Below are 23,010 nucleotides of genomic sequence, written 5' to 3'. Positions count from 1 at the left end.
GCCGGCATCGAGCGACATGCCGAGGATGGTGTCGCCGGGCTTCAGGAGCGCCGTGAAGACGCCCTGGTTGGCCTGGGAGCCGGAATTCGGCTGCACGTTGGCGAAGCCGCAGCCGAAGAGCTCGCGGGCGCGGGCGATGGCCAGGGTCTCGGCCACGTCGACCCAGTCGCAGCCGCCGTAATAGCGCCGCCCGGGATAGCCCTCGGCATACTTGTTGGTGAGCACCGAGCCCTGGGCCTGCATCACCGCGCGCGAGACGATGTTCTCGCTGGCGATCAGCTCGATCTCGTCGCGCTGCCGGCCCAGCTCGCCCACCAGCGCGGCATGGAGCTCGGGGTCGCGGTCCGACAGGTCCTCGGTGAAGAAGGCGGGGTCGCGGTGCGGGGCGTGCGGGGCGTTCATGGGCTGGCCTCCTCTGGCAGGCATCCGGGGTGCGCGCGGCGGCGGGGTTTCCGATCGGAAACTACCCCGTCGTCACCCCGTGTAAACCGCCCGATGCGGCGGAAGTAAAGCGCTTCGCGACATCACGCGGCGCGGCCGGGCGGAGCGGCTGGCCGCGGCGGAAAACTTGTGCTTGTTTCGGACCGCAATGCAACGGACAGGAAACCGCATGTCGCTGAGGATCGCCTTCGCCGCCTCGGACGCGCCGATCGCCCAGGCCGCCAAGGCGGCGCTGACCCGCCGCTACGGCGATCACGCCGAGGAGGGCGCCGACACCATCGTCGCGCTGGGCGGCGACGGCTTCATGCTGGCCACGCTGCACCGGACCCAGGCGCTGCGCGCGCCGGTCTACGGCATGAACCGCGGCACCGTGGGCTTCCTGATGAACGAATATTCCGAGCACGGTCTCGAGGAGCGCCTGGCCGCGGCCGAGGAGGCGGTGCTCAATCCGCTGTCGATGCGCGCCACCGACACGTCCGGCGCGGTGCACGAGGCGCTGGCGATCAACGAGGTGTCGCTGTTGCGCGCCGGACCGCAGGCGGCGCGGCTGCGGATCAGCGTCGACGAACGGGTGCGGATGTCGGAGCTGGTCTGCGACGGCGCGCTGGTGGCGACGCCGGCCGGCTCCACCGCCTACAACTACTCCGCCCACGGCCCGATCCTGCCGATCGGCGCCGACGTGCTGGCCCTGACCGCGATGTCGGCCTTCCGGCCGCGGCGCTGGCGCGGCGCATTGCTGCCGACCAGCGCGCGGGTGCGATTCGAGGTGCTGGATCCTGCCAAGCGCCCGGTCATGGCCGAGGCCGACAGCCGCTCGGTCCGCAATGTGGTCGAGGTCGACATCCGCTCGCAGCCGGCGATTGCCCATCACGTGCTCTTCGATCCCGGCCACGGTCTCGAGGAGCGCCTGATCCGCGAGCAATTCGTCTGACCGCCCGCGCCCGCGCCGCCGCTTCTTCTGAGCCGAAATATCCCGGGGGAGTCGGCGCGCAGGCGCCGACGGGGGCAGCGCCCCCGCCCGGTGGCGGATCGAACCCTGCCCGGTCTACGGGCCGAGGGTGAAGGGCCTGGAATACACGACGGGCTCCAGCGGCGTGCCGTCGTTCTCGGTGGCGTGCCGGGCATAGGTCTTGACCCCCGGCGGCAGGATCGTCCCCGGCCGGGCCTCGGAGACGAAGATGTGCTTGCTGTTCTCGGGGGTGGGCATGGCCGCGCCGGGCGCGTCGAGGGTACCCGAATAGATCCCGATCCGGTCCGGCCAGCGCGCGAAGGTCAGCGCCAGCTTGGTGCCGCAGGCGGCGCAGAAATGCACGTGGATGTCCTGGCCGCTGCCCTCCGAGGGCAGGGTGTGGATGGCCGGAGGCGCGGCGTCGAAGGCGAAGCCCGCGCGCTCGAAGATCGGCTCGATCATCCTGTCCGATCCGGTCGCCCGCTGGCAGAAGCGGCAATAGCAGACCGTGATCCAGAGCGGCGGCGCGCCGGTGTCGTAGCTGACCGCGCCGCAGAGGCAGCGCCCGGTTTGTCCCTTGGGCATGGAGGTCCCTCCCCGTCAGATCCTGCGGGGAAGCATATCGATTTCACCCTCCTGTGCCCATCGCGCGCGCCGCGCCAGGACGCACGCGGCGCGCTGTCCGCAGGCGGGGGGCCGAACGGATCGGAGCCGTGGGGCGGGCGGGGCCCCGGGGGCCAGGGCTAGGTCCGGCGCGGTTGTCGCGTTCGTCGGCCGGCCTTGCGGCACGCCCCGGCCTTGGGGGCGCCCGCCCCCGGTCCCGGGCCGGCGCCGGAGGGCGCTAGGTCCTGGGATAGCCCAGCGCCGCCACATCGGCGCGGATCTCGTCGAGCACCGCGGGGTCGTCGATGGTGGCCGGCACCTTGACCTCCTCGCCATCGGCGATGGCGGCCATGCAGCGGCGCAGGATCTTGCCCGAGCGGGTCTTGGGCAGGCGCTCCACGACCTTGCAGAGCCGGAACGCCGCCACCGGACCGATGCGGTCGCGCACCAGCTTGACGCATTCCGCCTCGATCTGGTCGGCGGGCCGCTCGACCCCCTTGGTGAGGCAGACGAAGCCCATCGGCAGCTGCCCCTTCAGCGCGTCCGCGACGCCCACCACGGCGCATTCGGCGACGTCCGGGTGGGCCGCCAGCACTTCCTCCATGGCGCCGGTCGACAGCCGGTGGCCGGCGACGTTGATGACGTCGTCGGTGCGCGCCATGATCCACAGATAGCCGTCCTCGTCGACCATCCCGGCATCGCCGGTCTCGTAATGGCCGGGGAAGCGCGCGAGATAGGATTTGCGGAACCGCTCGGGGGCGTTCCACAGGGTCGGCAGGGTGCCGGGCGGCAGCGGCAGGCGGATGGCGATGGCGCCGAGCGTGCCGGCCGGCAGCTCGGCGCCGTCCTCGCCCAGGATGCGGACATCCCAGCCCGGCATCGCCACGGTGGGCGAGCCGATCTTCACCGGCAGCGCCTCGAGCCCGGCCGGGTTGGCGACGATGGGCCAGCCGGTCTCGGTCTGCCACCAATGGTCGTAGACCGGCTTGCCGGTCAGCGCCTGGGTCCATTCGATGGTGTCGGGATCGGCGCGTTCCCCGGCGAGGTAGATGCCGCGGAGCCCGGAAATGTCGTGCGGCTTGAGGTACTCGCCCTTCGGATCCTCGCGCTTGACCGCGCGGAAGGCGGTGGGCGCGGTGAAGAAGCTCTTCACGTCATGTTCGGCGATGACCCGCCAGAAGGTGCCGGCATCGGGCGTGCCCACGGGCTTGCCCTCGAACACCACCGAGGTGTTGCCGTGGATCAGCGGCGCGTAGCAGATGTAGCTGTGGCCGACCACCCAGCCGACGTCGGAGGCGGCCCAGAAGGTCTCGCCCGGGTCGACGTTGAAGATGTTCTTCATCGTCCAGTGCAGCGCCACCAGATGCCCGGCGGTGGGCCGCACCACGCCCTTGGGCGCGCCGGTGGTGCCCGAGGTGTAGAGGATGTAGGCGGGATGCGTGCCCTCGACGGCCACGCAATCGGCGGACTCGGCACCCGCCTGGAAGGCGTGCCACTCGTGGTCGCGGCCCGGGGCGAGCTCGGCCGGGCCCTGCTCGCGCTGCAGGATGACGCAGAATTCCGGCTTGTGGCGGGCCTGCTCGATGGCGCCGTCGAGCAGCGGCTTGTAGGCCACGACGCGGCCGGGCTCGATGCCGCAGGACCCGGCGAGGATCGCCTTGGGCTGCGCGTCGTCGATGCGCACGGCGAGCTCGTGGGCGGCGAAGCCGCCGAAGACCACGGAATGGATGGCGCCGAGCCGGGCGCAGGCCAGCATCGCCTCGATCGCCTCGGGCACCATCGGCATGTAGATCACCACGCGGTCGCCCTTGGTGACGCCGCGCGCCGCCAGCGCGCCGGCCAGCCGGGCGACGTTGTCGCGCAGCTCGGCATAGGTGATGCGGCGGAGGCTGCCGGTGACCGGGCTGTCATGGATCAGCGCCGCCTGATCGCCGCGGCCGGCCGCGACGTGGCGGTCGAGCGCGTTCCAGCAGGCGTTCACCCGGCCATCGGAGAACCAGTCGTAGAGGTCGTCGCCGCGGTCGAAGAGCGCGCGGGTCGGGAAGCTCTCCCAGTCGATGGCCCGCGCCGCCTGCATCCAGAACCCTTCCGGATCGTCCTTCCAGGACCGGTAGACCTCGGCATATCCCATGGCGCGCCTCTCCTCCCTTGGCATCTGCCGGGACGGTAGACAGGCCGGGGGGCGGGGGGCAAGGCGTTTGCGGCCCGCCGCGGCCGGCGGGCCGCGATGGGGGGGGGGGGGGGTGCTGCCCCCGCACCCCCGGGATATTTCGGCTCAGAAGAAGCGGCGGGGTCAGCCGTACTTGGCCACCGGGGTGCCGGCGATGGCGGCCATGTTCAGAAGGCCCCGGGCGGTGATCGAGGGGGTGACGATGTGGGCGCGGTTGCCCATCCCCATGAGGATCGGCCCGACCTCGAGCCCGCCGGCCTTCATCTTCAGGATGTTGCGCACGCCGGAGGCGGCGTCGGCATGGCTGAACACCAGCACGTTGGCGGCGCCCTGCATGCGGTTGGCCGGGAACAGCCGCTCTCGCAGCTCCGGGTCGAGCGCCGCCTCGACGCTCATCTCGCCCTCGTAGCAGAAATCGCGCGGGCTCTGGCCGAGCAGTTCGAGCGCGGCGCGCAGGCGCCCGGCACCCTCGCTCGACTGGGTGCCGAAATTCGACTGCGAGCACAGCGCCACGTTGGGCGTGATGCCGAAGCGGCGGGCATGGCGCGCGGCGCCGATCACCGTGGCGGCGATCTCCTCGGGGCTGGGGCGGACATGGACATGGGTGTCGGCGATGAAGAGCGGCCCGTCCTCGAGGATCATCAGCGACAGCGCGCCCTGGGCGCTGAGCGCCGAGGTCCCGAGCACCTGGGTGATGTAGTTCAGGTGCCAGGCATATTCGCCGAAGGTGCCGCAGATCAGGCTGTCGGCCTCGTCGCGATGCACCATGACGGCGCCGATCGCCGTGGTGTTGGTGCGCATGATGGCGCGGGCGAGGTCGGGGGTGACGCCGCGCCGCGCCATCAGCTCGTGATAGGTGCCCCAGTAATCGCGGTAGCGCGGGTCGTTCTCGGGGTTGACGATGTTGAAGTCGCGCTCGGGCCGGATCTCGAGCCCCATGCGCTCGCAGCGCATGTTGATGACCTCGGGGCGGCCAATGAGGATCGGCTGTTCGGTGGTCTCCTCGAGGATCGCCTGGGCGGCGCGCAGCACCCGTTCGTCCTCGCCCTCGGCGAAGACGATGCGGCGCGAGGCGGTGGCGGCGGCCTCGAAGACCGGGCGCATCAGCAGCGCCGACTTGTAGACGCTGGCATTGAGCTTGGCGCGGTAGGCGTCGAGATCCTCGATCGGGCGGGTGGCGACGCCGCTCTCCATCGCCGCCCTGGCCACCGCCACCGCGACCACCGCCGAGAGCCGCGGGTCGAAGGGCTTGGGGATCAGGTACTCGGCGCCGAAGGTCAGCTGCTCGCCGCGATAGGCCGCCGCGGCCTCGGCCGAGGTGGTGGCCCGGGCCAAGGCCGCGATGCCCTCGACGCAGGCGATCTTCATGGCGTCGTTGATCTCGGTGGCGCCGACATCGAGCGCGCCGCGGAAGATGAACGGGAAGCAGAGCACGTTGTTGACCTGGTTCGGGTAGTCCGACCGGCCGGTGGCGATGATCGCCCGCGGCGCCACCTCGCGGGCGGCGTCGGGCATGATCTCGGGATTGGGGTTGGCGAGCGCGAAGATGATCGGCTGCTCGGCCATGCGCGCCACCATCTCGGGCTTCAGGAGGTTCGGCCCCGAGAGGCCGAGGAAGAGGTCGGCGCCGTCGATCACGTCGCCGAGCCCGCGCGGCCCGCCGGGCTGGGCGAAGCAGGCCTTCTGCGGCGTCATCGCCTCGTCCTCGCGACCCTCGTGGACCAGCCCGTTGATGTCGCAGAGCCAGATGTTCTCGCGCTTCACGCCGAGCTTCACCAGCATGTTGAGGCAGGCGATGCCGGCGGCGCCGCCGCCGGTGGAGACAATCTTGATGTCCTCGAAGCTCTTGCCGGCGACGCGCAGGGCGTTGGTCGCGGCGGCGCCCACGACGATGGCGGTGCCGTGCTGGTCGTCGTGGAAGACCGGGATGTTCATGCGCTCGCGGCAGAGCTTCTCGACGACGAAGCAGTCGGGCGCCTTGATGTCCTCGAGGTTGATGGCGCCGAAGGTCGGCTCCAGCGCGCAGACGATCTCGGCCAGCTTCTCGGGGTCGCTCTCGTTCAGCTCGATGTCGAAGCAGTCGATATTGGCGAACTTCTTGAACAGGACCGCCTTGCCCTCCATCACCGGCTTGGAGGCCAGCGCGCCGATATTGCCGAGCCCGAGCACGGCGGAGCCGTTGGAGACCACGGCGACCAGGTTGCCGCGCGCGGTGTAGTCGCGGGCGCGACCTTCGTCCTCCTTGATCTCGAGGCAGGCCTCGGCCACGCCGGGCGAATAGGCGCGGGCGAGGTCGCGCCCGTTGGCCATCGGCTTGGTGGCGCGGATCTCGAGCTTACCGGGCTTTGGAAAGGCGTGATAGGCGAGCGCCTGCTGGCGCAGCGTCTCGTTGGTGTTGTCCGACATGAATCCCTCGCTCCCTGATCGGGCAGAGGGCTAGTTGATTTTCGCGACGTAAGGAAGCGGGCCGCGCGTGCTGCAACGCGGGTTTCCCCTCCGGGCATACGTCGGGGGCGGCCCCTCGGGGGGGCCGCCCCAGGGCTCACTTCTCGAGTTCCTCGAGATAGGCGATGCGGCGGGCCGCCTCGCGCTTGGTCAGGTGGCTGTCGAATTCCTCGCCGGTCTTCTCTGCGAGTTCGCGCAGGCGGGCGGCCTGCAGGTCGGTCATCGGTTCGCGCGGATCCTCGGGCAGGTCCTGCGCCGGATCCATGACCAGGTAGCTGGGATTGGACATCTGGAATCCTCCTTTGGCAGGCCAACGTGACCCCGGCGCCGCCGGTTCCGGGCGCCGGCGGCGCGGTGCCGGGGCCGGGCGGGGTGCCGCCGAGCCCGGGCGGGGCTCAGCCGCGGCCGGTGCGCGCCTGCAGCGCGTCGATGCGCTGCGAGGCCTCGGCCTTGGTCAGGTCCGGATCGAAGGTCTCGTCGGCCTCCTGGCACAGGGTCTTGAGATAGGAGGCCTGCGCCCCGGTCATCGGCTCGTCGCCGGTGGTCCAGTCCTCGACCGGCTTGTCGGCATTGCCGGGGGCGTCGCGTTTGGGAGGGGCGAGGGGATCGGTCATCGGGGGCTCCGTTCGATTTTTGTTCCTGCCCCAACGGGAGCGCGGCCGGATCGGTTCCCGGCTTGCGCCGGGGGCCGGGCCCGGCGCAGCATGGCGCCCGGTTCGAATGCGAAGGAGGCTCGGGCGATGGATTTGCGGCAGGCGGCGATGGCGGTGCGGGAGCGGGCCTATGCGCCTTATTCGGGGTTCCGGGTCGGGGCGGCCCTGCGCGGCGCGGGCGGCGCGCTGCATGTCGGCTGCAACGTGGAGAACGTGGCCTATCCGGAGGGCACCTGCGCCGAGGCCGGTGCCATCGCCGCGATGATCGCCGCGGGCGAGACCCGGATCGCCGAGGTCTACGTCATCGCCGATGCCCCCGACCCGGTGCCGCCCTGCGGCGGCTGCCGCCAGAAGATCGCCGAATTCGCCGGGCCCGACGTGGCGGTGACCATGGCCACCACCGACGGCGCCGAACGCCGGGTGCGGGTCGCCGACCTCCTGCCGGGGGCCTTCGGGCGCGACCACATGGACCGGACATGAGCGCTGCGCAGGAGGTTCTGGCGGCGCTGCGCCGGGGCGCGGCGCCGGCGCCGGAGGCGCTGGCCGGGTTTGCCCGCGGGCTCGCCACCGGCGCGGTCTCGGACGCCCAGGCCGGCGCCTTCGCCATGGCGGTCTGCCTGCGCGGCCTCTCCGGGGAGGGCCGCGCCGCGCTGACGCTGGCGATGCGCGATTCCGGCCGGGTGCTGGACTGGCCGGAGGGCGCGCCGGTCCTCGACAAGCATTCGACCGGCGGCATCGGCGATTGCACCAGCCTCGTCATCGCGCCGGCGCTGGCGGCCTGCGGCGCGAGGGTGCCGATGATCTCGGGCCGCGGGCTCGGCCATACCGGCGGCACGCTCGACAAGCTCGAGGCGATCCCCGGCCTCTCGACCCAGGTGGACGAGGCGCGGCTGCGCGAGATCGTCGCCGCCACCGGCTGCGCCATCGTCGGCGCCACCGCGGACATCGCGCCCGCCGACCGGCGGCTCTACGCGGTGCGCGACGTCACCGCCACGGTGGACAGCATCGACCTGATCACCGCCTCGATCCTGTCGAAGAAGCTGGCCGCCGGGCTCGGCGGGCTGGTGCTCGACGTCAAGACCGGCTCGGGCGCCTTCATGAGCGACCCGGACGCGGCGCGGCAATTGGCGGAGGTGCTGGTCGCCACGGCCTGCGCCGCCGGCTGCCCGACGCGGGCGCTGATCACCGACATGGATGCGCCGCTCGCCCCGGTGCTGGGCAACGCGCTCGAGGTGGCCGAGGCGCTGGCGGTGCTGCGCAGCGCCGCCTGGGGCCGGCTGGGCGAGCTCTCGGCGGCATTGGGCGGCACGGTCCTGGCCCAGGCGGGGATGGCGGGAGACGAGGACGAGGGCCGCGCGGCCATCGCCGCGGCGATCCGCGACGGCCGGGCGGCGGAGCGTTTCGGCGCCATGGTCGCGGCCCTGGGCGGGCCCGGGGATCTGATGGACCGCGCCGACCGTCTGCTGCCGCGCGCGCCGGTGATCCGCCCGGTCCCGGCCCCGGAGGACGGCCACGTGGCGGCGATCGACGGCGTCGCGCTTGGCCGCGCCGTGGTGGCGCTGGGCGGCGGGCGGCAGGTCGAGAGCGACCGCATCGACCCCGCCGTGGGCCTCGCCCGGGTGGCGGCGCCGGGCAGCGCGGTGGCGCGCGGCGACCCGCTGGCCGAGGTCCACGCGGCGACCCCGGAGGCCGCCGCGGCGGCGATCGCCGCGGTCACCGCCGCGATCCGCATCGGCGCGGCGCCCGAGGCCCTGCCGCTGATCCGCGGCCGGGTGGGCTGAGTACCTAGCGTTCCTTGACGTAGGGCGTGCCGCCGGCCCGCGGCGGGATGGCCCGGCCGACGAAGCCGGCGAGGATCACCACGGTCAGGATGTAGGGCAGGGCGTCCATCACCTGCACCGGGATGGTGATGCCGCCGAGGTCGATGTTCTGGTAGCGCAGCGCCACCGCCTGCAGCAGCCCGAAGAGCAGGCAGGCGCCGAGCGCGTGCCAGGGCCGCCACTTGGCGAAGATCAGCGCCGCCAGCGCGATGTAGCCGCGCCCCGCCGTCATGTCCTTGACGAAGCCCGCCTGCAGCCCGGTGGCGAGGTAGGACCCGGCGAGCCCGCAGAGCAACCCGGCGATCAGGATGGCGGCGTAGCGCAGCCCGACCACCGAGACGCCGGCCGTGTCGACCGCCTCGGGCGCCTCGCCGACGGCGCGCAGGCGCAGCCCGAACCGGGTGCGCGCCAGCACCCACCAGGTCAGCGGCACCATCAGGAGCGCCACGTAGACCAGCGCCGAATGGCCCGAGATCAGCTCGGCATAGATCGGCCCCAGCACCGGCACGCCGCGCAGGGTCTCGGCGAAGGGCAGGGTGATGTCGCCCCAGCGGCCGCCGCCGAACAGCGACGGCGTGCGCCCGCCCTGGCCGAACCAGTCCTGGGCGATCAGCACGGTCAGCCCGGCGGCAAGGAAGTTCAGCGCCACGCCCGAGATCAGCTGGTTGCCGCGGAAGGTGATCGAGGCCAGGCCGTGGACCAGCGACAGCAGCGTCGAGGTGACCAGCGCCGCGCCGAGGCCGAGCCAGACCGACCCGGTGGTGGCGGCCACCGCGGCGGAGAAGAAGGCCGCGATCAGCATCTTGCCCTCGAGGCCGATATCGATGACCCCGGCGCGCTCGGAGAACAGGCCGGCGAGGCAGGCGAGAAGCAGCGGCGTGGCCAGCCGCAGGGTGGAATCGAGCACCTGCAGGAGCGTGGCGAAATCCATCAGCGGGCCTCCGTCCGGCGGGCGCGGCGACGGGTGGCGAAGAGCCGCTCCAGCGGCAGCCGCACCATGTTGTCGAGCGCCCCGGTGAACAGGATCACCAGCGCCTGGATCACCACGATCAGCTCGCGCGGGATGTTGGTCCAGAGCGCCAGCTCGGCGCCGCCCTGGTAGAGAAACCCGAAGAGCAGCGCCGCGAGCAGCACGCCCACCGGGTGGTTGCGCCCCATCAGCGCCACCGCGATGCCGATGAAGCCGGCGCCCTCGGTGGCGTTCATCACCAGCCTCTCGGCCTCGCCCAAAGCGGTGTTCACGCCCATCATCCCGGCCAGCGCGCCGGAGATCAGCATGGCGATCACCACGATGCGCACCGGCGAGATGCCGGCATAGCGCGCGGCGCTCTCGGAATGGCCCAATGCGCGGATCTCGTAGCCCAGCCGGGTGCGCCAGATCAGCAGCCAGACCAGCAGGCAGGCGGCCAGGGCCAGGAAGAAGGTGACGTTGCCCGGGGCGCCGCGGAACAGCGGGTTGGCCTCGGTGGCGAACATGTCCTGGAAGGTCGGCAGGTGGGTCGCGGCCGGGAAGGTGGCGGTGGCCGGATCCTGCTGCCCGGCGGGCTTCAGGAGGTTCACCAGAACGTAGTTCAGAAGCGCCGCGGCGATGAAGTTGAACATGATCGTGGTGATCACGATGTGGCTGCCGCGCTTGGCCTGCAGCCAGGCCGGGATGAAGGCCCAGGCGGCGCCGAAGGCGGCGGCGGCGAGGCTCGCGCCGAGCAGCGCCAGCGACCAGTGCGGCCACGGGATGTAGAGCGCCACCAGCGCCACGCCGAGCCCGCCCAGCATCGCCTGGCCCTCGCCGCCGATGTTGAAGAGCCGGGCGTGGAAGGCGACCGAGACGGCGAGCCCGGTGAAGATGAAGTTGGTGGCGTAGTAGAGCGTGTAGCCCCAGCCGGCCGAGCGCATCAGCGCGCCGTCGACCATCAGCCGGAACGCCTCGACCGGGTTCTCGCCGATGGCGAGGATGACCAGCGCCGACAGCGCCGCGGCCAGAAGCAGCGAGATCAGCGGCACCAGCACCGCATCGGCCCAGGCCGGCATCCTATCCATGGGCGGGACCTCCCGCCGCAGGGATCAGAGAAACGGCTTGGCCATGGCGACGAGGGCCAGCGTCGCGCCCGAGGCCACCACGGCGACATACCGGCGTGTTTGGGTCGACAGCTCGGCGGTTTCGGCGATCAGACTTTCGTTCTCCGCCGCGCGCTTCGCGGTAGAGGCATTGAGGGTCGCGATGGTCGCATCGGTCTGCCGAAAATGCAGATCGAACACCCGGTCGGTCATGGCCGCCCCGTCTTGCCGCATACACAGCTGATCGAAAATGTGGGCTCATCGTGGGCGCCATTCAATTAACGTTCGCCCGGCCGGGGGCGCGGCGCGCCTCCCGCCGGTCCTTTTCCTCGAGCGCCGCATCGACCGCGTCGAAGGCGTCGCCGCCCGGATCCTCGGTGATGCCGGCCATCAGCAGGCCAAGCTCGCGCTGGTCGGTGGCGGCGGCGTCGCGGACGCCCATGATGCGGCCGTCGAACATCACGGCGACGCGGTCGGACAGCGCGAAGATCTCGTCGAGCTCGACCGAGACCAGCAGGATCGCCTTGCCGGCATCGCGCAGCGCCACGATCTGCTGGTGGATGAATTCGATGGCGCCGATATCGACGCCGCGGGTCGGCTGGCCGATCAGCAGCAGGTCGGGGTTGCGCTCGATCTCGCGCGCCAGGACGATCTTCTGCTGGTTGCCGCCGGAGAAGTTCCGCGCCGCGAGGTCGGGATCGGGCGGGCGCACGTCGAAGCGCTGCATCTGCGCCGCCGCCTCGCCGCGGATCGCCGCGTTGTCGAGCAGCCGGTGCCGCCGCGGGGCCTCGCGGTGATAGCCGAAAACGCTGTTCTCCCAGGCCGAATAGGGCATGATCAGCCCTTCGCTCTGGCGGTCCTCGGGGACGTGGCCGATGCCGGCCTGGCGCCGGGCCCGGCCGTCGCAGCCCAGGCCGGCGAGCGGCAGATCGGCGCCGTTCAGCCGCACCTGGCCGGTGGCCTCGGCATAGCCGCCCAGCACCTCGAGCAGCTCCGACTGGCCGTTGCCGGCGACCCCGGCGAGGCCCAGCACCTCGCCGGCGCGGACCTCGAAGGAGACGCCGCGCAGCCGCTCCACCCCCTTGCCGTCGACATGGCGCAGGTCGCGCACCTCGAGCACCGGGGCACCGGGCCGGGCGGCCTGCTTGTCGACCCGCAGCAGCACCTTGCGGCCGACCATCAGCTCGGCCAGCGCCTCGGGGCTGGTCTCGGCGGTCTTCACCGTGGCGGTCATCTCGCCGCGCCGCATCACCGACACGGTGTCGGTGATCTCCATGATCTCGCGCAGCTTGTGGGTGATCAGGACGATGGTCTTCCCCTCCGCCCGCAGGTGGTCGAGGATGCGGAACAGGTGGTCGGCCTCGGCCGGGGTCAGCACCCCGGTGGGCTCGTCGAGGATCAGGATGTCGGCCTGCCGGTAGAGCGCCTTGAGGATCTCCACCCGCTGCTGGTGGCCGACCGAGAGATGCTGCACCTCGGCATCGGGATCGACGGCAAGCTCGTATTCCTCGGCCAGCCGCTTCAGCACGCCGCGCGCCTTGGCCAGCGACGGCCGCAGCAGCCCGCCCTCCTCGGCGCCCAGCACGACGTTTTCCAGCACGGTGAAATTCGGCACCAGCTTGAAGTGCTGGAACACCATGCCGATGCCGGCGGCGATGGCGGCCTGGCTGTCGGGGATGCGGGTGCGGCGGCCCTTGACGTGGATCTCGCCGGAATCGGCGGCGTAGAAGCCATAGAGGATCGACATCAGCGTCGACTTGCCGGCGCCGTTCTCGCCGATGATGCCGTGGATGGTGCCCGGCATCACCTTCAGCGAGATGTCGCGGTTGGCCTGGACCGGGCCGAAGGACTTGGAAATGCCGCGCAGCTCGATCGCGGGCACGGCGTCAGGCGCGGCGTCTGGCGCGGGGGCCGGGGCGGGGTCAGTCATAACGTCTCCGGAGCCGCGGGGCGGCAGCGGGCGGCGCCGGGCCGCCCGCCGCGCGATCTCAGAAGTTCAGGGCCGGGCAGCTGTCGTCCGAGCGGTAATCGTGCACCTCGATCTCGCCGGCGATGATCTTCTCGCGGGCCTCGTCGACCTGGGCCTGCATCTCCTCGCTGATCAGGTCGCGGTTGTGCTCGTCGAGCGCGTAGCCCACGCCCTCCTCCGCGAGGGTCAGCCGCTCCACCCCGGTCTCGAGATCGGCGCCGGCGGTCATCGCGTCGAACACCGCCACGTCGACCCGCTTGAGCATCGAGGTCAGGACCGAGCCCGGGTGCAGGTGGTTCTGGTTGCTGTCCACGCCGATCGACAGGATGCCCTCGTCGGCGGCGGTCTGCAGCACGCCGATCCCGGTGCCGCCGGCGGCGGCGAAGACCACGTCCGAGCCCTGGCCGATCTGCGCCTTGGTCAGCTCCGAGCCCTTCACCGGGTCGTTCCACGCCGCCGGCGTGGTGCCGGTCATGTTGGAGATCACCTCGATGTCGGGGTTCACCGCCTGCGCGCCCTGGGCGTAGCCGCAGGCGAAGGCGCGGATCAGCGGGATGTCCATGCCGCCGATGAACGAGACCGTGCCGGTCTCGGAGGCCAGCGCCGCCAGCATGCCGACGAGGTAGGAGCCCTGTTCCTCGGCAAACAGCACCGATTTCACGTTGCCGTGCTTCTCGGGGTCGATGAAGCCGTCGATGGTGACGAACTTGGTGTCGGGATAGTCGGCGGCGATGTTGTCGATCGGCGTCGCCATCGAGAAGCCGGCGGTGATCACCGGGTTGAAGCCCGCCTCGGCGAAGCGCCGCAGCGCCTGTTCGCGCTGCGCCTCGGATTGCAGCTCGATGTCGCGGAACGACCCGCCGGTTTCCTCGGCCCAGCGCTGGGCGCCGTTATAGGCGGCCTCGTTGAAGGATTTGTCGAACTTGCCGCCGAGGTCGTAGATCAGCGCCGGATCGGCCAGGCCGGCACCGGCCGAAAGGGCGAGCGCGGCCGCGGCGCCGAGGAAGGAATGTCTGAGATTCATGCGAAGGGGCTCCCGGTCTGTTCGACGCGCCGATCTCTGTCGGCGGCGCCCTGGATCGTGACGATCTGCCGGCGATTTAGGACCAGCGCGCGGCGGAGGGTCAACCGGTTTCTGGCGTCATCGCGGTGGCTTCGGCGTGACTTGGGGTCAAGGATCGGGCCAGGATCAGGGCATCCGCGGCCGGCCCCGAAGCGCGCCGGTAATAGCCCCGGCGGCGGCCTTCCTCGCAATAGCCGTGGCGCGCGTAGAGAGCCCGCGCCGGGGCGTTGTCGGCGGCCACCTCGAGCAGCACGCGCGCGGCGCCCTCGGAGGCCAGACCGGCATGGAACCGCTCCAGAAGCGCCGAGGCGACGCCGTTGCGCTGCGCCGCAGGCGCGGTCGCGAGCGCGAGGATCTCGGCCTCGTCGGCGATCGCCTGCGCCAGAAGGAAGCCGTCCGGGGCGAGGAAGAGCCGCGTCGAGGGCTGCGCCAGCGTGGCCTCCAGCGCGGCCTCGGACCAGGCGGTCTGGTGCCGGTAGGCGCGCTGCATCAGCGCCGCCATCTCTGCGGCAGTCATGGCAGGATCCGCGGCGGCCGGTCGCGCGCCGGCGCGGCATCGGCGGGGCGCAGGTAAAGCGGCGCCGGCGCCGCGCCGGGGGCGTGGTCGCGGGCGATCCGGGCGATGCGAAGGGCCAGCTCGGCGGGGGCGGGCGGCCAGGCCAGCGGCTCGGTCAGGCTGTCGCCGGGCACCAGTTCGGGCGCCGCGTCGGGCCGCCGGATATAGACCTGGCCGCGCGGCGCCGGGATCGCCGGCAGGGCCTTCGGCGCCGCGGCGATGGCGTCGAAGGTCGAGACGCCGATCGCCGGACGGCCGAGCCCCAGCGCCAGGCCGCGGGCGCAGGCCACGGCGATGCGCAGCCCGGTGAAGTTGCCCGGCCCGATGCCGACGCCGAGCCGGTCGAGATCGCCCCACCGGGCGCCGGCCTCGTCCAGCACCTCCTCGAGCAGCGGCACCAGCCGTTCGGCCTGGCCGCGCGCCATCTCCTCGGCCCGCAGGGCGCGGATCCGGTCGCCGGACAGCAAAGCGGCCGCGCAATGCGCGGCCGATGTGTCGAAGGCCAGAACGGTGATCTCAGAGGCCAACCGGGCGCACCTCGGTGACTTCCGGGATGTAGTGCCGCAGCAGGTTCTCGATGCCCATCTTCAGCGTCAGCGTCGAGGACGGGCAGCCGGCGCAGGCGCCCTGCATGTGCAGGTAGACGACGCCGCGTTCGAAGCCGTGGAAGGTGATGTCGCCGCCGTCCTGGGCCACGGCCGGGCGCACCCGCGTGTCCAGCAGTTCCTTGATCTGGCCGACGATCTCGGCATCCTCGCCGTCATGCTCGGCATGGCCGGACCCGGCCTGCGCGGCATTGTCGGCCATCACCGGGCGGCCGGACTGGAAATGCTCCATGATGGCGCCGAGGATGGCCGGCTTGACGTGGTCCCAGTCGGTGTCGTCGGCCTTCGTCACGGTGACGAAATCGGAGCCGAAGAAGACCCCGCGAACGCCGTCGACGGCAAAGAGACGCTCGGCCAGCGGCGAGGCCCCGGCCCCTTCGGAGCTCGGGAAATCCGCGGTTCCGGCCTCCAGAACCGTCTGGCCCGGCAGGAATTTCAGGGTTGCGGGGTTCGGAGTGGATTCGGTCTGGATGAACATGGGCGCAGCTTTCGTTGGATTGGCGGCGAATATGCGCCTCCCGCCGATCCGGGTCAAGGTTTGGAACGATTCTAAATTGCGAATGCGGAACCGCCCGGCCCGGCGGGAACGGCCGGGCCGGGCGGTCTGGCCGCGCGCGATCAGCAGGTCGCGGCGGGCTCTCCGAGGCGCCGGGGCGCGGGATCCTGGCGCACCAGCCGGCCGTTGATCACGGTGAGGTAGGGCGCGATCCGCGTCACCTCGGCGCCATGCAGGTCGCGCGGCATGTCGCCGTCGGCGACGAAATCCTGGCCCGGCTCCCAATCGGCCGGCGTCGACAGGCCGGTCAGCTCGGTGACCTGCAGCGCCGCCAGGCAGCGCAGGATCTCCTCGACGCTGCGGCCGACTTCGGCGGGGTATTCGAAGACCATGCGCACGCGCATGCCGGGGTCGAGGATGAAGGTCTTGCGCATGGATGGGGCCGTGCCGCCGGGCCCGGTGGCGCCGAACAGCTCGAGCAGCGTGCCGTCGCTGTCCACCGCGGCGGTGAGGTCGCTGCAATCGGTGCCGAACATGCGCTCCAGCTCGGCCTGCCAGCGCAGCTGCTCGCTCAGGCAGGAGCCGGTGACGCCCATGATTCGGGTGTTCATCGCCCGGAAATCCGGCATCGCCTCGGCGAAGCTGACGATCTCGGTGCTGCAGACCGACGAGAAGGCCGCGGGATGGCTGAACAGGACGACCCAGCCGCCTCCCGCCCAGTCGTGCAATGCCAGCGGGCCTTCCGTGGTCTGGGCCACGAAATCGGGGAAGACGTCGCCGATGCGCGGGGTCCAGAGGGCGGGCGGTAAGTCGTGCAGAGGGCTGCCGAAGCCGCCACGTCTGCTGTCACGTCCGGAGAACGGTCGCATGTCCATAGCCTTTGTGCATCCCCGGCGGGTTGCGCCCGCCTTCTGAATTCAGTTCGACATGCAACTTGGACGAGAATGTGGCGGTGCCGCGACCTGGTTTGGGCGCGGTGCCCGGCGGGGCGGCGCCCGGGCTTGCAGGTTTCACGGTCCCGCACAGGCTGCGCGCGGTGCCGGAGCCCGGCCGGCGCAGCGGTCAGGTTATGGCGGTCAGGCGTTCCTTGGAGAGATCGCCGGGCACGATGGTGATCGGCACCGGCAGGGTGCCGGAATTGCGCGACAGCTGCGTGACCAGCGGACCCGGGCCCGCCTTGCCGGTGCCGGCGCCCAGCACCAGCACGCCGATCTCGGGATCCTCGCCGACCTGGGCGATGATCTCGCCCACCGGGTCACCCTCGCGGATGATCAGCTCGGGCTCGATCTTCTGGCGGTCGCGCATCCATTTCGCAAAGACCTCGAAATGGGCGCGGATGCCCGCGCGGGATTCCTCGCGCATGATGTCGCCTACGCCGACCCAGTGATTGAACTCGTCGGGCGGGATGACCGACAGGATGGTGACCCCGCCGCCGGTCTTGGCGGCGCGCATGGCGGCGAACCGCATGGCGTTCAGGCATTCGCGGCTGTCGTCGAGCACGACGAGGAACTTGCGCATCGGGTCGGAACCTCCTGGCGGCCGATCATGGCAGCGCCGCCGGAGCCGCGCAAGCGCACCGCGCGCGCCGCGGCGGGGGGCGCTAGCGGCCGGCGCCGGCAGCCCAGTCCCAGTACAGCTCGCGCGCCCGCAGGGTGACCGGGCCGACGCCGTAGCGCACGTCCTCGAAGCGGTCGACCGGCGTCACCTTGTTGAGGTTGCCGGTCAGGAAGACCTCGTCCGCGGCCTCGAAATCGGCGAAGCTCAGCACCGTCTCCACCACCTCGACGCCATCGGCGCGCAGGTTCTCGATATGCCGCGCGCGGGTGATCCCGGCCAGGAAGGTGCCGTTCGGGATCGGCGTGAAGACGACGCCGTCCTTGACCATGAAGACGTTGGAGGAGGCGGTCTCGGCGACGTTGCCCATGGCGTCGGCCACCAGCGCGTTCTGGAAGCCGCGCGCCTGCACCTCGGCCAGCATGCGCGAGGAATTGGGATAGAGGCTGCCGGCCTTGGCGTTGCAGAGCGAGGTCTCGAGCACCGGGCGGCGGAACCGCGTGCGGCCGAGCCCGATGGCGCGGTCGGGCGGCAGCATCGGGAATTCCTCGAGGCAGATGGCGAAGCCGGTCGGCCCCTCGACCGGGCAGATCGCCGTGGAATCGCTGTCGAGCGACCAGTACATCGGGCGGATATAGACCTGGGCGGAGGCCGGATAGGCCGCGAGGCCTTCGCGGATCAGCGCCTCGATCTCCTCCGCCGTCTTGCTGGGGCGGATCATCAGCGCCTCGGCCGAGCGGTTGAGCCGGGCGCAATGGCGGTCGAGGTCGGGCACCATGCCGTCGACATGCCGCGCCCCGTCGAACACCGTCGAGCCGAGCCAGATGCCGTGATCGGCGGCGCGCATCACCGGCACGTTGCCGTCGTGCCAGGCCCCGTCGAACCAGGTGCGGATGTTCTCGCCGGTCGCCATCGCTCGCGCTCTCCCTATCGCGTCGTCGCAGCGAGGCTAGGCAACCTCTCCGGCGAGGTCCAGCAGGTCACGCCGCCTCGGCGAGAAGCGCTTCGAGATCGAGCGGGGCATTGACCATCGAGAGCGTGCCGGTGGCGTCGCGCGGCCACTCCGCCTCGGGCCGGTCGCGGTAGATCTCCACGCCGTTGCCGTCCGGGTCGGAGAAGTAGACCGCCTCGGACACGCCGTGATCGGCGGCGCCCTCGATGGCGATGCCGGCGGCCCGCGCGCGGCGCAGCGCGGCGCCGAGGCTGGCGCGGTCGGGAAACAGGAAGGCGGTGTGGTAGAGCCCGGTATGGTGCGGCGCCGGCGGCGTCTGGCCGGCGCTCTGCCAGGTGTTCAGCCCGATATGGTGGTGATAGCCGCCGGCCGAAAGAAAGGCGGCGCCAGGCCCGTAGCGCTGCGTCAGCTCGAGCCCGATCACGTCACGGTAGAAAGCGATGGCGCGGTCGAGATCGGCGACCTTCAGATGGACATGGCCGATACGGGTGGCGGCGGGGGCGCGCGACATGGGGGGCTCCTTTGCGAAATCTCGCCGCCAAGTTACATCCCCCGGAGCCGGCCCGACAGGCGCACCGGCGCGCGGGGCCTGTGCGGGGCCGCGCCGGGCCGCGCGGCCGGGCCGGGCGCGGCGCCGGGCTGGACGGGCGGCGGCCGGGCGGATAGGCCCGGCGGCGGATCACCTGCGATGGGGCCTTCGATGCTGCACGACCACAATGCCAGCCCGCTCAATCCGCTGCCGCCGGTGCTGCTGGCGCTGACGGCCGCGCTGCTGCTGCCCGAGATCGCCTTCTCGCTCGGGGCGCGCGGCCTGCTCGGCGGGCCGGATGCGGTGGGCTGGCGGATCCGCGCGATGGAGCGGGTCGCGGTCTCGGGCGAGATCCTCGACTGGATGATCGCGAACCGGCAGGCGCCGTGGCAGCATGTCGGCCGGCTCGTCGCCTATCCCTTCGTGCACGGCGCCTTCACCCAGACGCTGTTCGCCGGGGTGATGCTGCTGGCACTGGGCAAGATGGTGGCGGAGGCGCTGGGCCAGGCGCGCATGCTGGCGGTGTTCTTCGGCGCCGCGATCCTCGGCGGGCTGGTCTACGGGCTGGCGCTCGACGCGGCGATGCCGCTCTACGGCGCCTTCCCGGCGGTCTACGGGCTGATCGGGGCCTTCACCTACCTGCTGTGGATGCGGCTCGGGCAGATGGGCGAGGCGCAGATCCGGGCGTTTTCGCTGATCGGGGTGCTGCTCGGGCTGCAACTGGTCTTCGGGTTGCTCTTCGGCGGCGGGCTCTGGTGGATCGCCGAACTGGCGGGCTTTGCCGCCGGCTTCGCGCTGACCGTGCTGCTGGTGCCGGGCGGCACGCAGCGGCTGATCCACCGGCTGCGGCAGCGCTGAGGCCTCAGAACATCTCCGCCGGGAGCACCGGCAGGTAGCGCGAGAAGCGCCGCCCGCGGCCCAGCGGGTAGGGCATGGCGAAGCCGTCGCGCTCTTCCGGCGGGCGCTCGGCGTTGGCGCGCGCCGCCTCGGTCCAGGTCGCCGCCCGCGACGGGTCGCGGCCGGGCAGGTGCCCGGCCAGCCATTTCTCCGCCAGCCGCAGGCGCAGCGCGCGGACCTGCTCGGGGTCGTGGAACTGCACCCCGGCCTCGATGTCCCAGCGCAGCGACCGGCCGTTCAGGTTGGCCGAGCCGACGATGCCGACCCGGTCGTCGACCAGCGTCACCTTGGAATGCACGTAGATCGGCCCGGCCCCGCCCAGGGCGCGCGAGAAGCCGGGCGAGGCGGGGCGCTTCTGGCCCGGCGAGATCAGCGCCAAGCGGTCGCCGAAGGCGCGCCGGATGTCGTTCAGCGCGATGGTCTGCAGCGCGTGGGCGTGGCGGGCATCCCAGGTGTCGGCACCGCCGAACAGGATGCGCTCGGGCTCGGGCGGCAGCAGCACGATGAGCTGCAGGTCCGGCTCGCGCGCCGCCGCCTGGCAGAGCGCCCGGGACAGGTCCCGGTGCCGCAGGAACTGGCTTTCGATGTAGATGTGGTCGCGGGCCTCGGCGAAGAGCGCGAGATGCGCCTCCTCGTGTTCGCGGACCAGGCAGTCGGGGCCGAAGCGCAGCGCGCCGCGCCGCGGCTCGGAGATGGTCCGCAGCAGGCGCAGCCGGCCGACATCCTGCGGTCCCTCCTCGAGCGCGATGGGCTCGGCGCGCTCGGTCAGCGCATGGCCGCCCTGGTCGTGCGCGCGGTTCCAGGTGTCGATGGCGTGCCGCCGCACCACGCCGGCGAAGGCGCCCTCGATCTCGAGGCTGACATCGTGCCAGGTCTCCTCGGCCGGGCGGTCGTGCTCGTTGTCGTCCCAGCGCCGCTCGTTGACGTCGAGCCCGCCGATCACGGTGTGCCGGCCATCGGCCACGGCAATCTTCTGGTGCAGCGAGACCGGCCGCAGATAGGGCCGGTTCTTCAGCATCTCGCGCTGCACCGGGGTGAGCTTGTCCTCGACCTCGGCCTTCAGCTCGCGCAGCTTGGCGAGGACCTGGAAGACCAGGGCGCGGCGCCAGATCCAGCCCACCTCCTGGCCGTGCGGGGCCACCACGACCTGCACGTCGCCCTCCACCGCCTCGGCGAAGCGGCGCGCAGAATGCCAGGACAGCCGGTGCAGGTCGGCGGCGAAGAGCGGGTCGAAATCGGTGATCGCGAGCCGGATGCGCACGCCGCGGCGCGCCACCGCGCAGAGCAGGTCGAGCCAGGTGTCGAGGCCCTGCGCGCGGATCTCGGGGTTGCGCAGCTTGGTGTCCGGCTCGAAGACGCGGTAGGACAGGAACAGCTCGCGCTCGGCGCCGAAGGCCAGTGCCTCGAGCCGGGGATAGACCTCCGCCGCGGTGATCAGCGCCCGGAACGTCATGGCCTAGCTCCGCCGCCGCCGCCGCGTCGCCTCGCGAAAGTCAGCCAGCCGGAAGGCGCCGACCGCCTGTCCGATCCCTCCATATGCGACGATCCCCACCGTAATCAGTACCAACAGGGCGCCGTAGCGCCACCCCGCCATGCTGAACAATGGCGCAAGCGCCGTCATGGTTCCCCAAAGCACCGCTCCGAGCAAGGCCGAGGCCAGCAGGATGCGCCAGATGCGGGCATGGAACCGCGCGTCGAAGCGCGCCACCGGGCCCAGTCGGCGGCCGCCCAGGGCCAGCAGCGCGACCAGCGCCCAGCCCGCCGCGGTGGTGGCGATGGCCGGCGCGACCCAGCCCAGCACCGGCGCCAGCCCGATGGCGAGGACGGCGTTCACCGCCATCGAGACCAGCGCGTAGCGGAACGGCGTGCGGGTGTCCTCGCGGGCGAAGAACAGCGGCTGCAGCACCTTCTGGAGCACGAAGGCGGGCAGGCCCAGCCCGTAGATCGCCACCGCGAGGGAGATCGCCCGGGCATCGGCCGCCGAGGTCGCGCCGCGCTCGAAGAGGACCGAGACGATGGGCAGCGGCACCACCATCAGCGCCACCGCCGAGGGCACGGTGAGCGCCAGGGCGATCTCGCCGGCGCGGCTCAGGGCGTGGCGGCCGCCGGCATCGTCGCCGGCCGCGAGCTTGCGCGACAAGTCCGGCAGCAGCACGATGCCCACGGCGATGCCGACCACGCCCAGCGGCAGCTGATAGAGCCGGTCGGCGGCGTAGAGCCAGCCCACCGCCTTGTCGAAATGCGACGCCACCTGCTGGCCGACCAGCAGGTTGACCTGCATCACCCCGCCGGCCAGCGCGGCGGGCACCGCGACGCGGATCAGGTTGCGCATCTCCGGGGTCCAGCGCGGCCGCCCCGGCCGCAGCCGCACCCCGGCGCGCTCGGCGGCGATCCAGACCAGGGCAAGCTGGGCGATGCCGGCCACCGGCACGGCCCAGATCAGCGCCCAGATCACCTCCTCGCCGAGCTGGCTGGCGGCCAGCATCGCGGCGATGACGAAGATGTTGAGAAAGACCGGCGCGGCGGCGGCGGCGGCGAAATGCCCGGTGGCGTTCAGCGCGCCCGAGAACAGCGCCGCCAGCGAGATGAAGAGGATGTAGGGAAACAGGATCCGCCCGTAGGTCACGGTCAGGTCGAAGCGGGGATCGCCGACGAAGCCCTCGGCGGTGGCCCAGACCAGCGCCGGCATGAAGACCATGGCGAGCGCCGAGATCGCCAGCAGCACCGTGGCCAGCCCGTTCAGCGCGTCGCGGGCAAAGCCCAGCGGGTCGTCGCCGGACTGGTAGCGCTTGGAGAACATCGGCACGAAGGCGGCGTTGAAGGCGCCCTCGGCGAAGAAGCGGCGGAACATGTTGGGCAGGCGGAAAGCCGCCACGAAGGCGTCGAGGACCGGACCGGGTCCGATCAGCGCCAGGATGACGATCTCCCGGACGAGCCCCAGCACCCGGGACAGGAGGGTCCAGACCCCGACGGTCAGAACGCCGGTGAGAAGGCGGATGGGTTTCATGCTCGATGCCTCGGGCCCGTCTCGGCGGGCGTTGCTGTGCGCGCGGGATCTAGCGCATCGCCCGCCCCGCCGGAAGGGGCCGGGGCGGCGCATCGGCGGCGGCGGGGCGGCGTTGCCCCTCCGCCGCCCGGTCCGGGCGGCGCTCGCCCGAGGATATTCTCCCCCGGAAGACGGGGCGGCGCGGCCCCTGCTTCTTCTGAGCGCAAATATCCCGGGGGTGCGGGGGCAGCGCCCCCGCGGTGAGAC

Annotated in this window: 23 protein-coding genes and 1 pseudogene; 4 read left to right on the top strand and 20 right to left on the bottom strand. The window is 71.8% G+C overall.

All coding sequences use genetic code 11. The annotated features are described in order from the left end of the window. Window positions 1–402 (bottom strand): annotated as a pseudogene (gene glyA, locus ACXYMW_RS08540) (serine hydroxymethyltransferase); the annotation flags it as partial. A 148-nt stretch (window positions 403–550) separates the two neighbouring features. Here glyA and ACXYMW_RS08535 point away from each other — a divergent pair. Next, window positions 551–1,372 carry an NAD kinase gene (locus ACXYMW_RS08535; protein WP_459034948.1) on the top strand — a complete coding sequence of 274 codons (822 nt, stop codon included), beginning with the start codon at window positions 551–553 and terminating at the stop codon, window positions 1,370–1,372. Between the two features lie 114 nt (window positions 1,373–1,486). Here the strand turns inward: ACXYMW_RS08535 and ACXYMW_RS08530 are convergent, their stop codons facing one another. The 5 genes from ACXYMW_RS08530 to ACXYMW_RS08510 form a co-directional block, all read right to left on the bottom strand. Continuing rightward, entirely contained in the window at window positions 1,487–1,975 is a 489-nt protein-coding gene (locus ACXYMW_RS08530) for a GFA family protein (protein WP_459034893.1), read from the bottom strand. 256 nt (window positions 1,976–2,231) lie between these two features. After that, window positions 2,232–4,124 carry an AMP-binding protein gene (locus tag ACXYMW_RS08525; RefSeq protein WP_459034892.1) on the bottom strand — a complete coding sequence of 631 codons (1,893 nt, stop codon included), beginning with the start codon at window positions 4,122–4,124 and terminating at the stop codon, window positions 2,232–2,234. Window positions 4,125–4,286: 162 nt separating this feature from the next. Further along, entirely contained in the window at window positions 4,287–6,569 is a 2,283-nt protein-coding gene (locus ACXYMW_RS08520; protein ID WP_459034891.1) for an NADP-dependent malic enzyme, read from the bottom strand. Between the two features lie 136 nt (window positions 6,570–6,705). Beyond that, entirely contained in the window at window positions 6,706–6,897 is a 192-nt protein-coding gene (locus tag ACXYMW_RS08515; RefSeq protein WP_459034890.1) for a DUF3072 domain-containing protein, read from the bottom strand. Between the two features lie 106 nt (window positions 6,898–7,003). Then, window positions 7,004–7,222: a DUF3072 domain-containing protein gene (locus ACXYMW_RS08510; RefSeq protein WP_459034889.1), complete on the bottom strand. Its 219-nt coding sequence runs from the start codon at window positions 7,220–7,222 to the stop codon at window positions 7,004–7,006. 126 nt (window positions 7,223–7,348) lie between these two features. On the opposite strand from ACXYMW_RS08510, the gene ACXYMW_RS08505 reads away from it, so the two are divergent. Both ACXYMW_RS08505 and ACXYMW_RS08500 read left to right on the top strand, forming a co-directional pair. Further along, window positions 7,349–7,741 carry a cytidine deaminase gene (locus ACXYMW_RS08505; RefSeq protein ID WP_459034888.1) on the top strand — a complete coding sequence of 131 codons (393 nt, stop codon included), beginning with the start codon at window positions 7,349–7,351 and terminating at the stop codon, window positions 7,739–7,741. Continuing rightward, window positions 7,738–9,042, top strand: coding sequence for a thymidine phosphorylase (locus tag ACXYMW_RS08500; RefSeq protein ID WP_459034887.1), 1,305 nt, complete (start codon window positions 7,738–7,740; stop codon window positions 9,040–9,042). Before ACXYMW_RS08505 ends, ACXYMW_RS08500 begins: the two co-directional genes overlap by 4 nt. Before the next feature lie 4 nt (window positions 9,043–9,046). Here the strand turns inward: ACXYMW_RS08500 and ACXYMW_RS08495 are convergent, their stop codons facing one another. The 12 genes from ACXYMW_RS08495 to ACXYMW_RS08440 all read right to left on the bottom strand — a co-directional run bounded on the left by ACXYMW_RS08495 (window position 9,047) and on the right by ACXYMW_RS08440 (window position 18,842). Next, on the bottom strand, window positions 9,047–10,012 hold the full coding sequence (locus ACXYMW_RS08495) for an ABC transporter permease (protein WP_459034886.1): 966 nt from the start codon (window positions 10,010–10,012) through the stop codon (window positions 9,047–9,049). Further along, a complete protein-coding gene (locus tag ACXYMW_RS08490; RefSeq protein ID WP_459034885.1) occupies window positions 10,012–11,118 on the bottom strand; it encodes an ABC transporter permease in 1,107 nt (368 codons plus the stop codon). The genes ACXYMW_RS08495 and ACXYMW_RS08490 overlap by 1 nt, the downstream gene beginning before the upstream one ends. A 24-nt stretch (window positions 11,119–11,142) precedes the next feature. Next, window positions 11,143–11,349, bottom strand: a complete 207-nt coding sequence (locus ACXYMW_RS08485; protein ID WP_459034884.1) for a hypothetical protein — start codon at window positions 11,347–11,349, stop codon at window positions 11,143–11,145. A gap of 61 nt (window positions 11,350–11,410) precedes the next feature. Then, window positions 11,411–13,066 (bottom strand): ABC transporter ATP-binding protein, encoded by a 1,656-nt coding sequence (locus tag ACXYMW_RS08480; protein ID WP_459034883.1) that lies wholly within the window; start codon window positions 13,064–13,066, stop codon window positions 11,411–11,413. A gap of 58 nt (window positions 13,067–13,124) precedes the next feature. After that, window positions 13,125–14,129, bottom strand: coding sequence for a BMP family lipoprotein (locus tag ACXYMW_RS08475; protein ID WP_459034882.1), 1,005 nt, complete (start codon window positions 14,127–14,129; stop codon window positions 13,125–13,127). Window positions 14,130–14,229: 100 nt separating this feature from the next. Continuing rightward, window positions 14,230–14,685, bottom strand: a complete 456-nt coding sequence (locus tag ACXYMW_RS08470) for a GNAT family N-acetyltransferase (protein WP_459034881.1) — start codon at window positions 14,683–14,685, stop codon at window positions 14,230–14,232. Beyond that, on the bottom strand, window positions 14,682–15,251 hold the full coding sequence (gene tsaB, locus ACXYMW_RS08465; protein ID WP_459034880.1) for a tRNA (adenosine(37)-N6)-threonylcarbamoyltransferase complex dimerization subunit type 1 TsaB: 570 nt from the start codon (window positions 15,249–15,251) through the stop codon (window positions 14,682–14,684). Before tsaB ends, ACXYMW_RS08470 begins: the two co-directional genes overlap by 4 nt. Then, window positions 15,241–15,807, bottom strand: a complete 567-nt coding sequence (locus ACXYMW_RS08460; RefSeq protein WP_459034879.1) for a NifU family protein — start codon at window positions 15,805–15,807, stop codon at window positions 15,241–15,243. The genes tsaB and ACXYMW_RS08460 overlap by 11 nt, the downstream gene beginning before the upstream one ends. A 140-nt stretch (window positions 15,808–15,947) precedes the next feature. Further along, entirely contained in the window at window positions 15,948–16,694 is a 747-nt protein-coding gene (locus ACXYMW_RS08455) for a redoxin domain-containing protein (protein WP_459034878.1), read from the bottom strand. Window positions 16,695–16,887: 193 nt separating this feature from the next. Then, a complete protein-coding gene (locus tag ACXYMW_RS08450; RefSeq protein ID WP_459034877.1) occupies window positions 16,888–17,343 on the bottom strand; it encodes a universal stress protein in 456 nt (151 codons plus the stop codon). Between the two features lie 82 nt (window positions 17,344–17,425). Then, window positions 17,426–18,292: a branched-chain amino acid aminotransferase gene (locus tag ACXYMW_RS08445; protein WP_459034876.1), complete on the bottom strand. Its 867-nt coding sequence runs from the start codon at window positions 18,290–18,292 to the stop codon at window positions 17,426–17,428. 67 nt (window positions 18,293–18,359) lie between these two features. Continuing rightward, window positions 18,360–18,842 (bottom strand): VOC family protein, encoded by a 483-nt coding sequence (locus ACXYMW_RS08440; protein WP_459034875.1) that lies wholly within the window; start codon window positions 18,840–18,842, stop codon window positions 18,360–18,362. Between the two features lie 189 nt (window positions 18,843–19,031). Here ACXYMW_RS08440 and ACXYMW_RS08435 point away from each other — a divergent pair, with 189 nt between their 5' ends. Then, a complete protein-coding gene (locus ACXYMW_RS08435) occupies window positions 19,032–19,718 on the top strand; it encodes a rhomboid family intramembrane serine protease (RefSeq protein WP_459034874.1) in 687 nt (228 codons plus the stop codon). 4 nt (window positions 19,719–19,722) lie between these two features. Here the strand turns inward: ACXYMW_RS08435 and ACXYMW_RS08430 are convergent, their stop codons facing one another. Further along, the gene (locus ACXYMW_RS08430; protein ID WP_459034873.1) at window positions 19,723–21,210 is read right to left on the bottom strand and encodes a phospholipase D family protein; all 1,488 of its coding nucleotides are present in this window, start codon (window positions 21,208–21,210) and stop codon (window positions 19,723–19,725) included. 3 nt (window positions 21,211–21,213) lie between these two features. Next, entirely contained in the window at window positions 21,214–22,764 is a 1,551-nt protein-coding gene (gene murJ, locus ACXYMW_RS08425) for a murein biosynthesis integral membrane protein MurJ (protein ID WP_459034872.1), read from the bottom strand. Window positions 22,765–23,010: the final 246 nt, after the last annotated feature.

The sequence above is a fragment of the Roseivivax sp. CAU 1761 genome, assembly GCF_054482755.1.
This window is presented reverse-complemented; position numbering and strand designations above follow the sequence as displayed.

Bases quoted from the DNA above. Each gene is read 5' to 3' on its own strand.
- ACXYMW_RS08530 (WP_459034893.1), bottom strand. From the start codon at position 1,975: ATGCCCAAGGGACAAACCGGGCGCTGCCTCTGCGGCGCGGTCAGCTAC.
- ACXYMW_RS08525 (WP_459034892.1), bottom strand. From the start codon at position 4,124: ATGGGATATGCCGAGGTCTACCGGTCCTGGAAGGACGATCCGGAAGGG.
- ACXYMW_RS08520 (WP_459034891.1), bottom strand. From the start codon at position 6,569: ATGTCGGACAACACCAACGAGACGCTGCGCCAGCAGGCGCTCGCCTAT.
- ACXYMW_RS08515 (WP_459034890.1), bottom strand. From the start codon at position 6,897: ATGTCCAATCCCAGCTACCTGGTCATGGATCCGGCGCAGGACCTGCCC.
- ACXYMW_RS08510 (WP_459034889.1), bottom strand. From the start codon at position 7,222: ATGACCGATCCCCTCGCCCCTCCCAAACGCGACGCCCCCGGCAATGCC.
- ACXYMW_RS08505 (WP_459034888.1), top strand. From the start codon at position 7,349: ATGGATTTGCGGCAGGCGGCGATGGCGGTGCGGGAGCGGGCCTATGCG.
- ACXYMW_RS08500 (WP_459034887.1), top strand. From the start codon at position 7,738: ATGAGCGCTGCGCAGGAGGTTCTGGCGGCGCTGCGCCGGGGCGCGGCG.
- ACXYMW_RS08495 (WP_459034886.1), bottom strand. From the start codon at position 10,012: ATGGATTTCGCCACGCTCCTGCAGGTGCTCGATTCCACCCTGCGGCTG.
- ACXYMW_RS08490 (WP_459034885.1), bottom strand. From the start codon at position 11,118: ATGGATAGGATGCCGGCCTGGGCCGATGCGGTGCTGGTGCCGCTGATC.
- ACXYMW_RS08485 (WP_459034884.1), bottom strand. From the start codon at position 11,349: ATGACCGACCGGGTGTTCGATCTGCATTTTCGGCAGACCGATGCGACC.
- ACXYMW_RS08480 (WP_459034883.1), bottom strand. From the start codon at position 13,066: ATGACTGACCCCGCCCCGGCCCCCGCGCCAGACGCCGCGCCTGACGCC.
- ACXYMW_RS08475 (WP_459034882.1), bottom strand. From the start codon at position 14,129: ATGAATCTCAGACATTCCTTCCTCGGCGCCGCGGCCGCGCTCGCCCTT.
- ACXYMW_RS08470 (WP_459034881.1), bottom strand. From the start codon at position 14,685: ATGACTGCCGCAGAGATGGCGGCGCTGATGCAGCGCGCCTACCGGCAC.
- ACXYMW_RS08460 (WP_459034879.1), bottom strand. From the start codon at position 15,807: ATGTTCATCCAGACCGAATCCACTCCGAACCCCGCAACCCTGAAATTC.
- ACXYMW_RS08455 (WP_459034878.1), bottom strand. From the start codon at position 16,694: ATGCGACCGTTCTCCGGACGTGACAGCAGACGTGGCGGCTTCGGCAGC.
- ACXYMW_RS08450 (WP_459034877.1), bottom strand. From the start codon at position 17,343: ATGCGCAAGTTCCTCGTCGTGCTCGACGACAGCCGCGAATGCCTGAAC.
- ACXYMW_RS08445 (WP_459034876.1), bottom strand. From the start codon at position 18,292: ATGGCGACCGGCGAGAACATCCGCACCTGGTTCGACGGGGCCTGGCAC.
- ACXYMW_RS08440 (WP_459034875.1), bottom strand. From the start codon at position 18,842: ATGTCGCGCGCCCCCGCCGCCACCCGTATCGGCCATGTCCATCTGAAG.
- ACXYMW_RS08435 (WP_459034874.1), top strand. From the start codon at position 19,032: ATGCTGCACGACCACAATGCCAGCCCGCTCAATCCGCTGCCGCCGGTG.
- ACXYMW_RS08430 (WP_459034873.1), bottom strand. From the start codon at position 21,210: ATGACGTTCCGGGCGCTGATCACCGCGGCGGAGGTCTATCCCCGGCTC.
- murJ (WP_459034872.1), bottom strand. From the start codon at position 22,764: ATGAAACCCATCCGCCTTCTCACCGGCGTTCTGACCGTCGGGGTCTGG.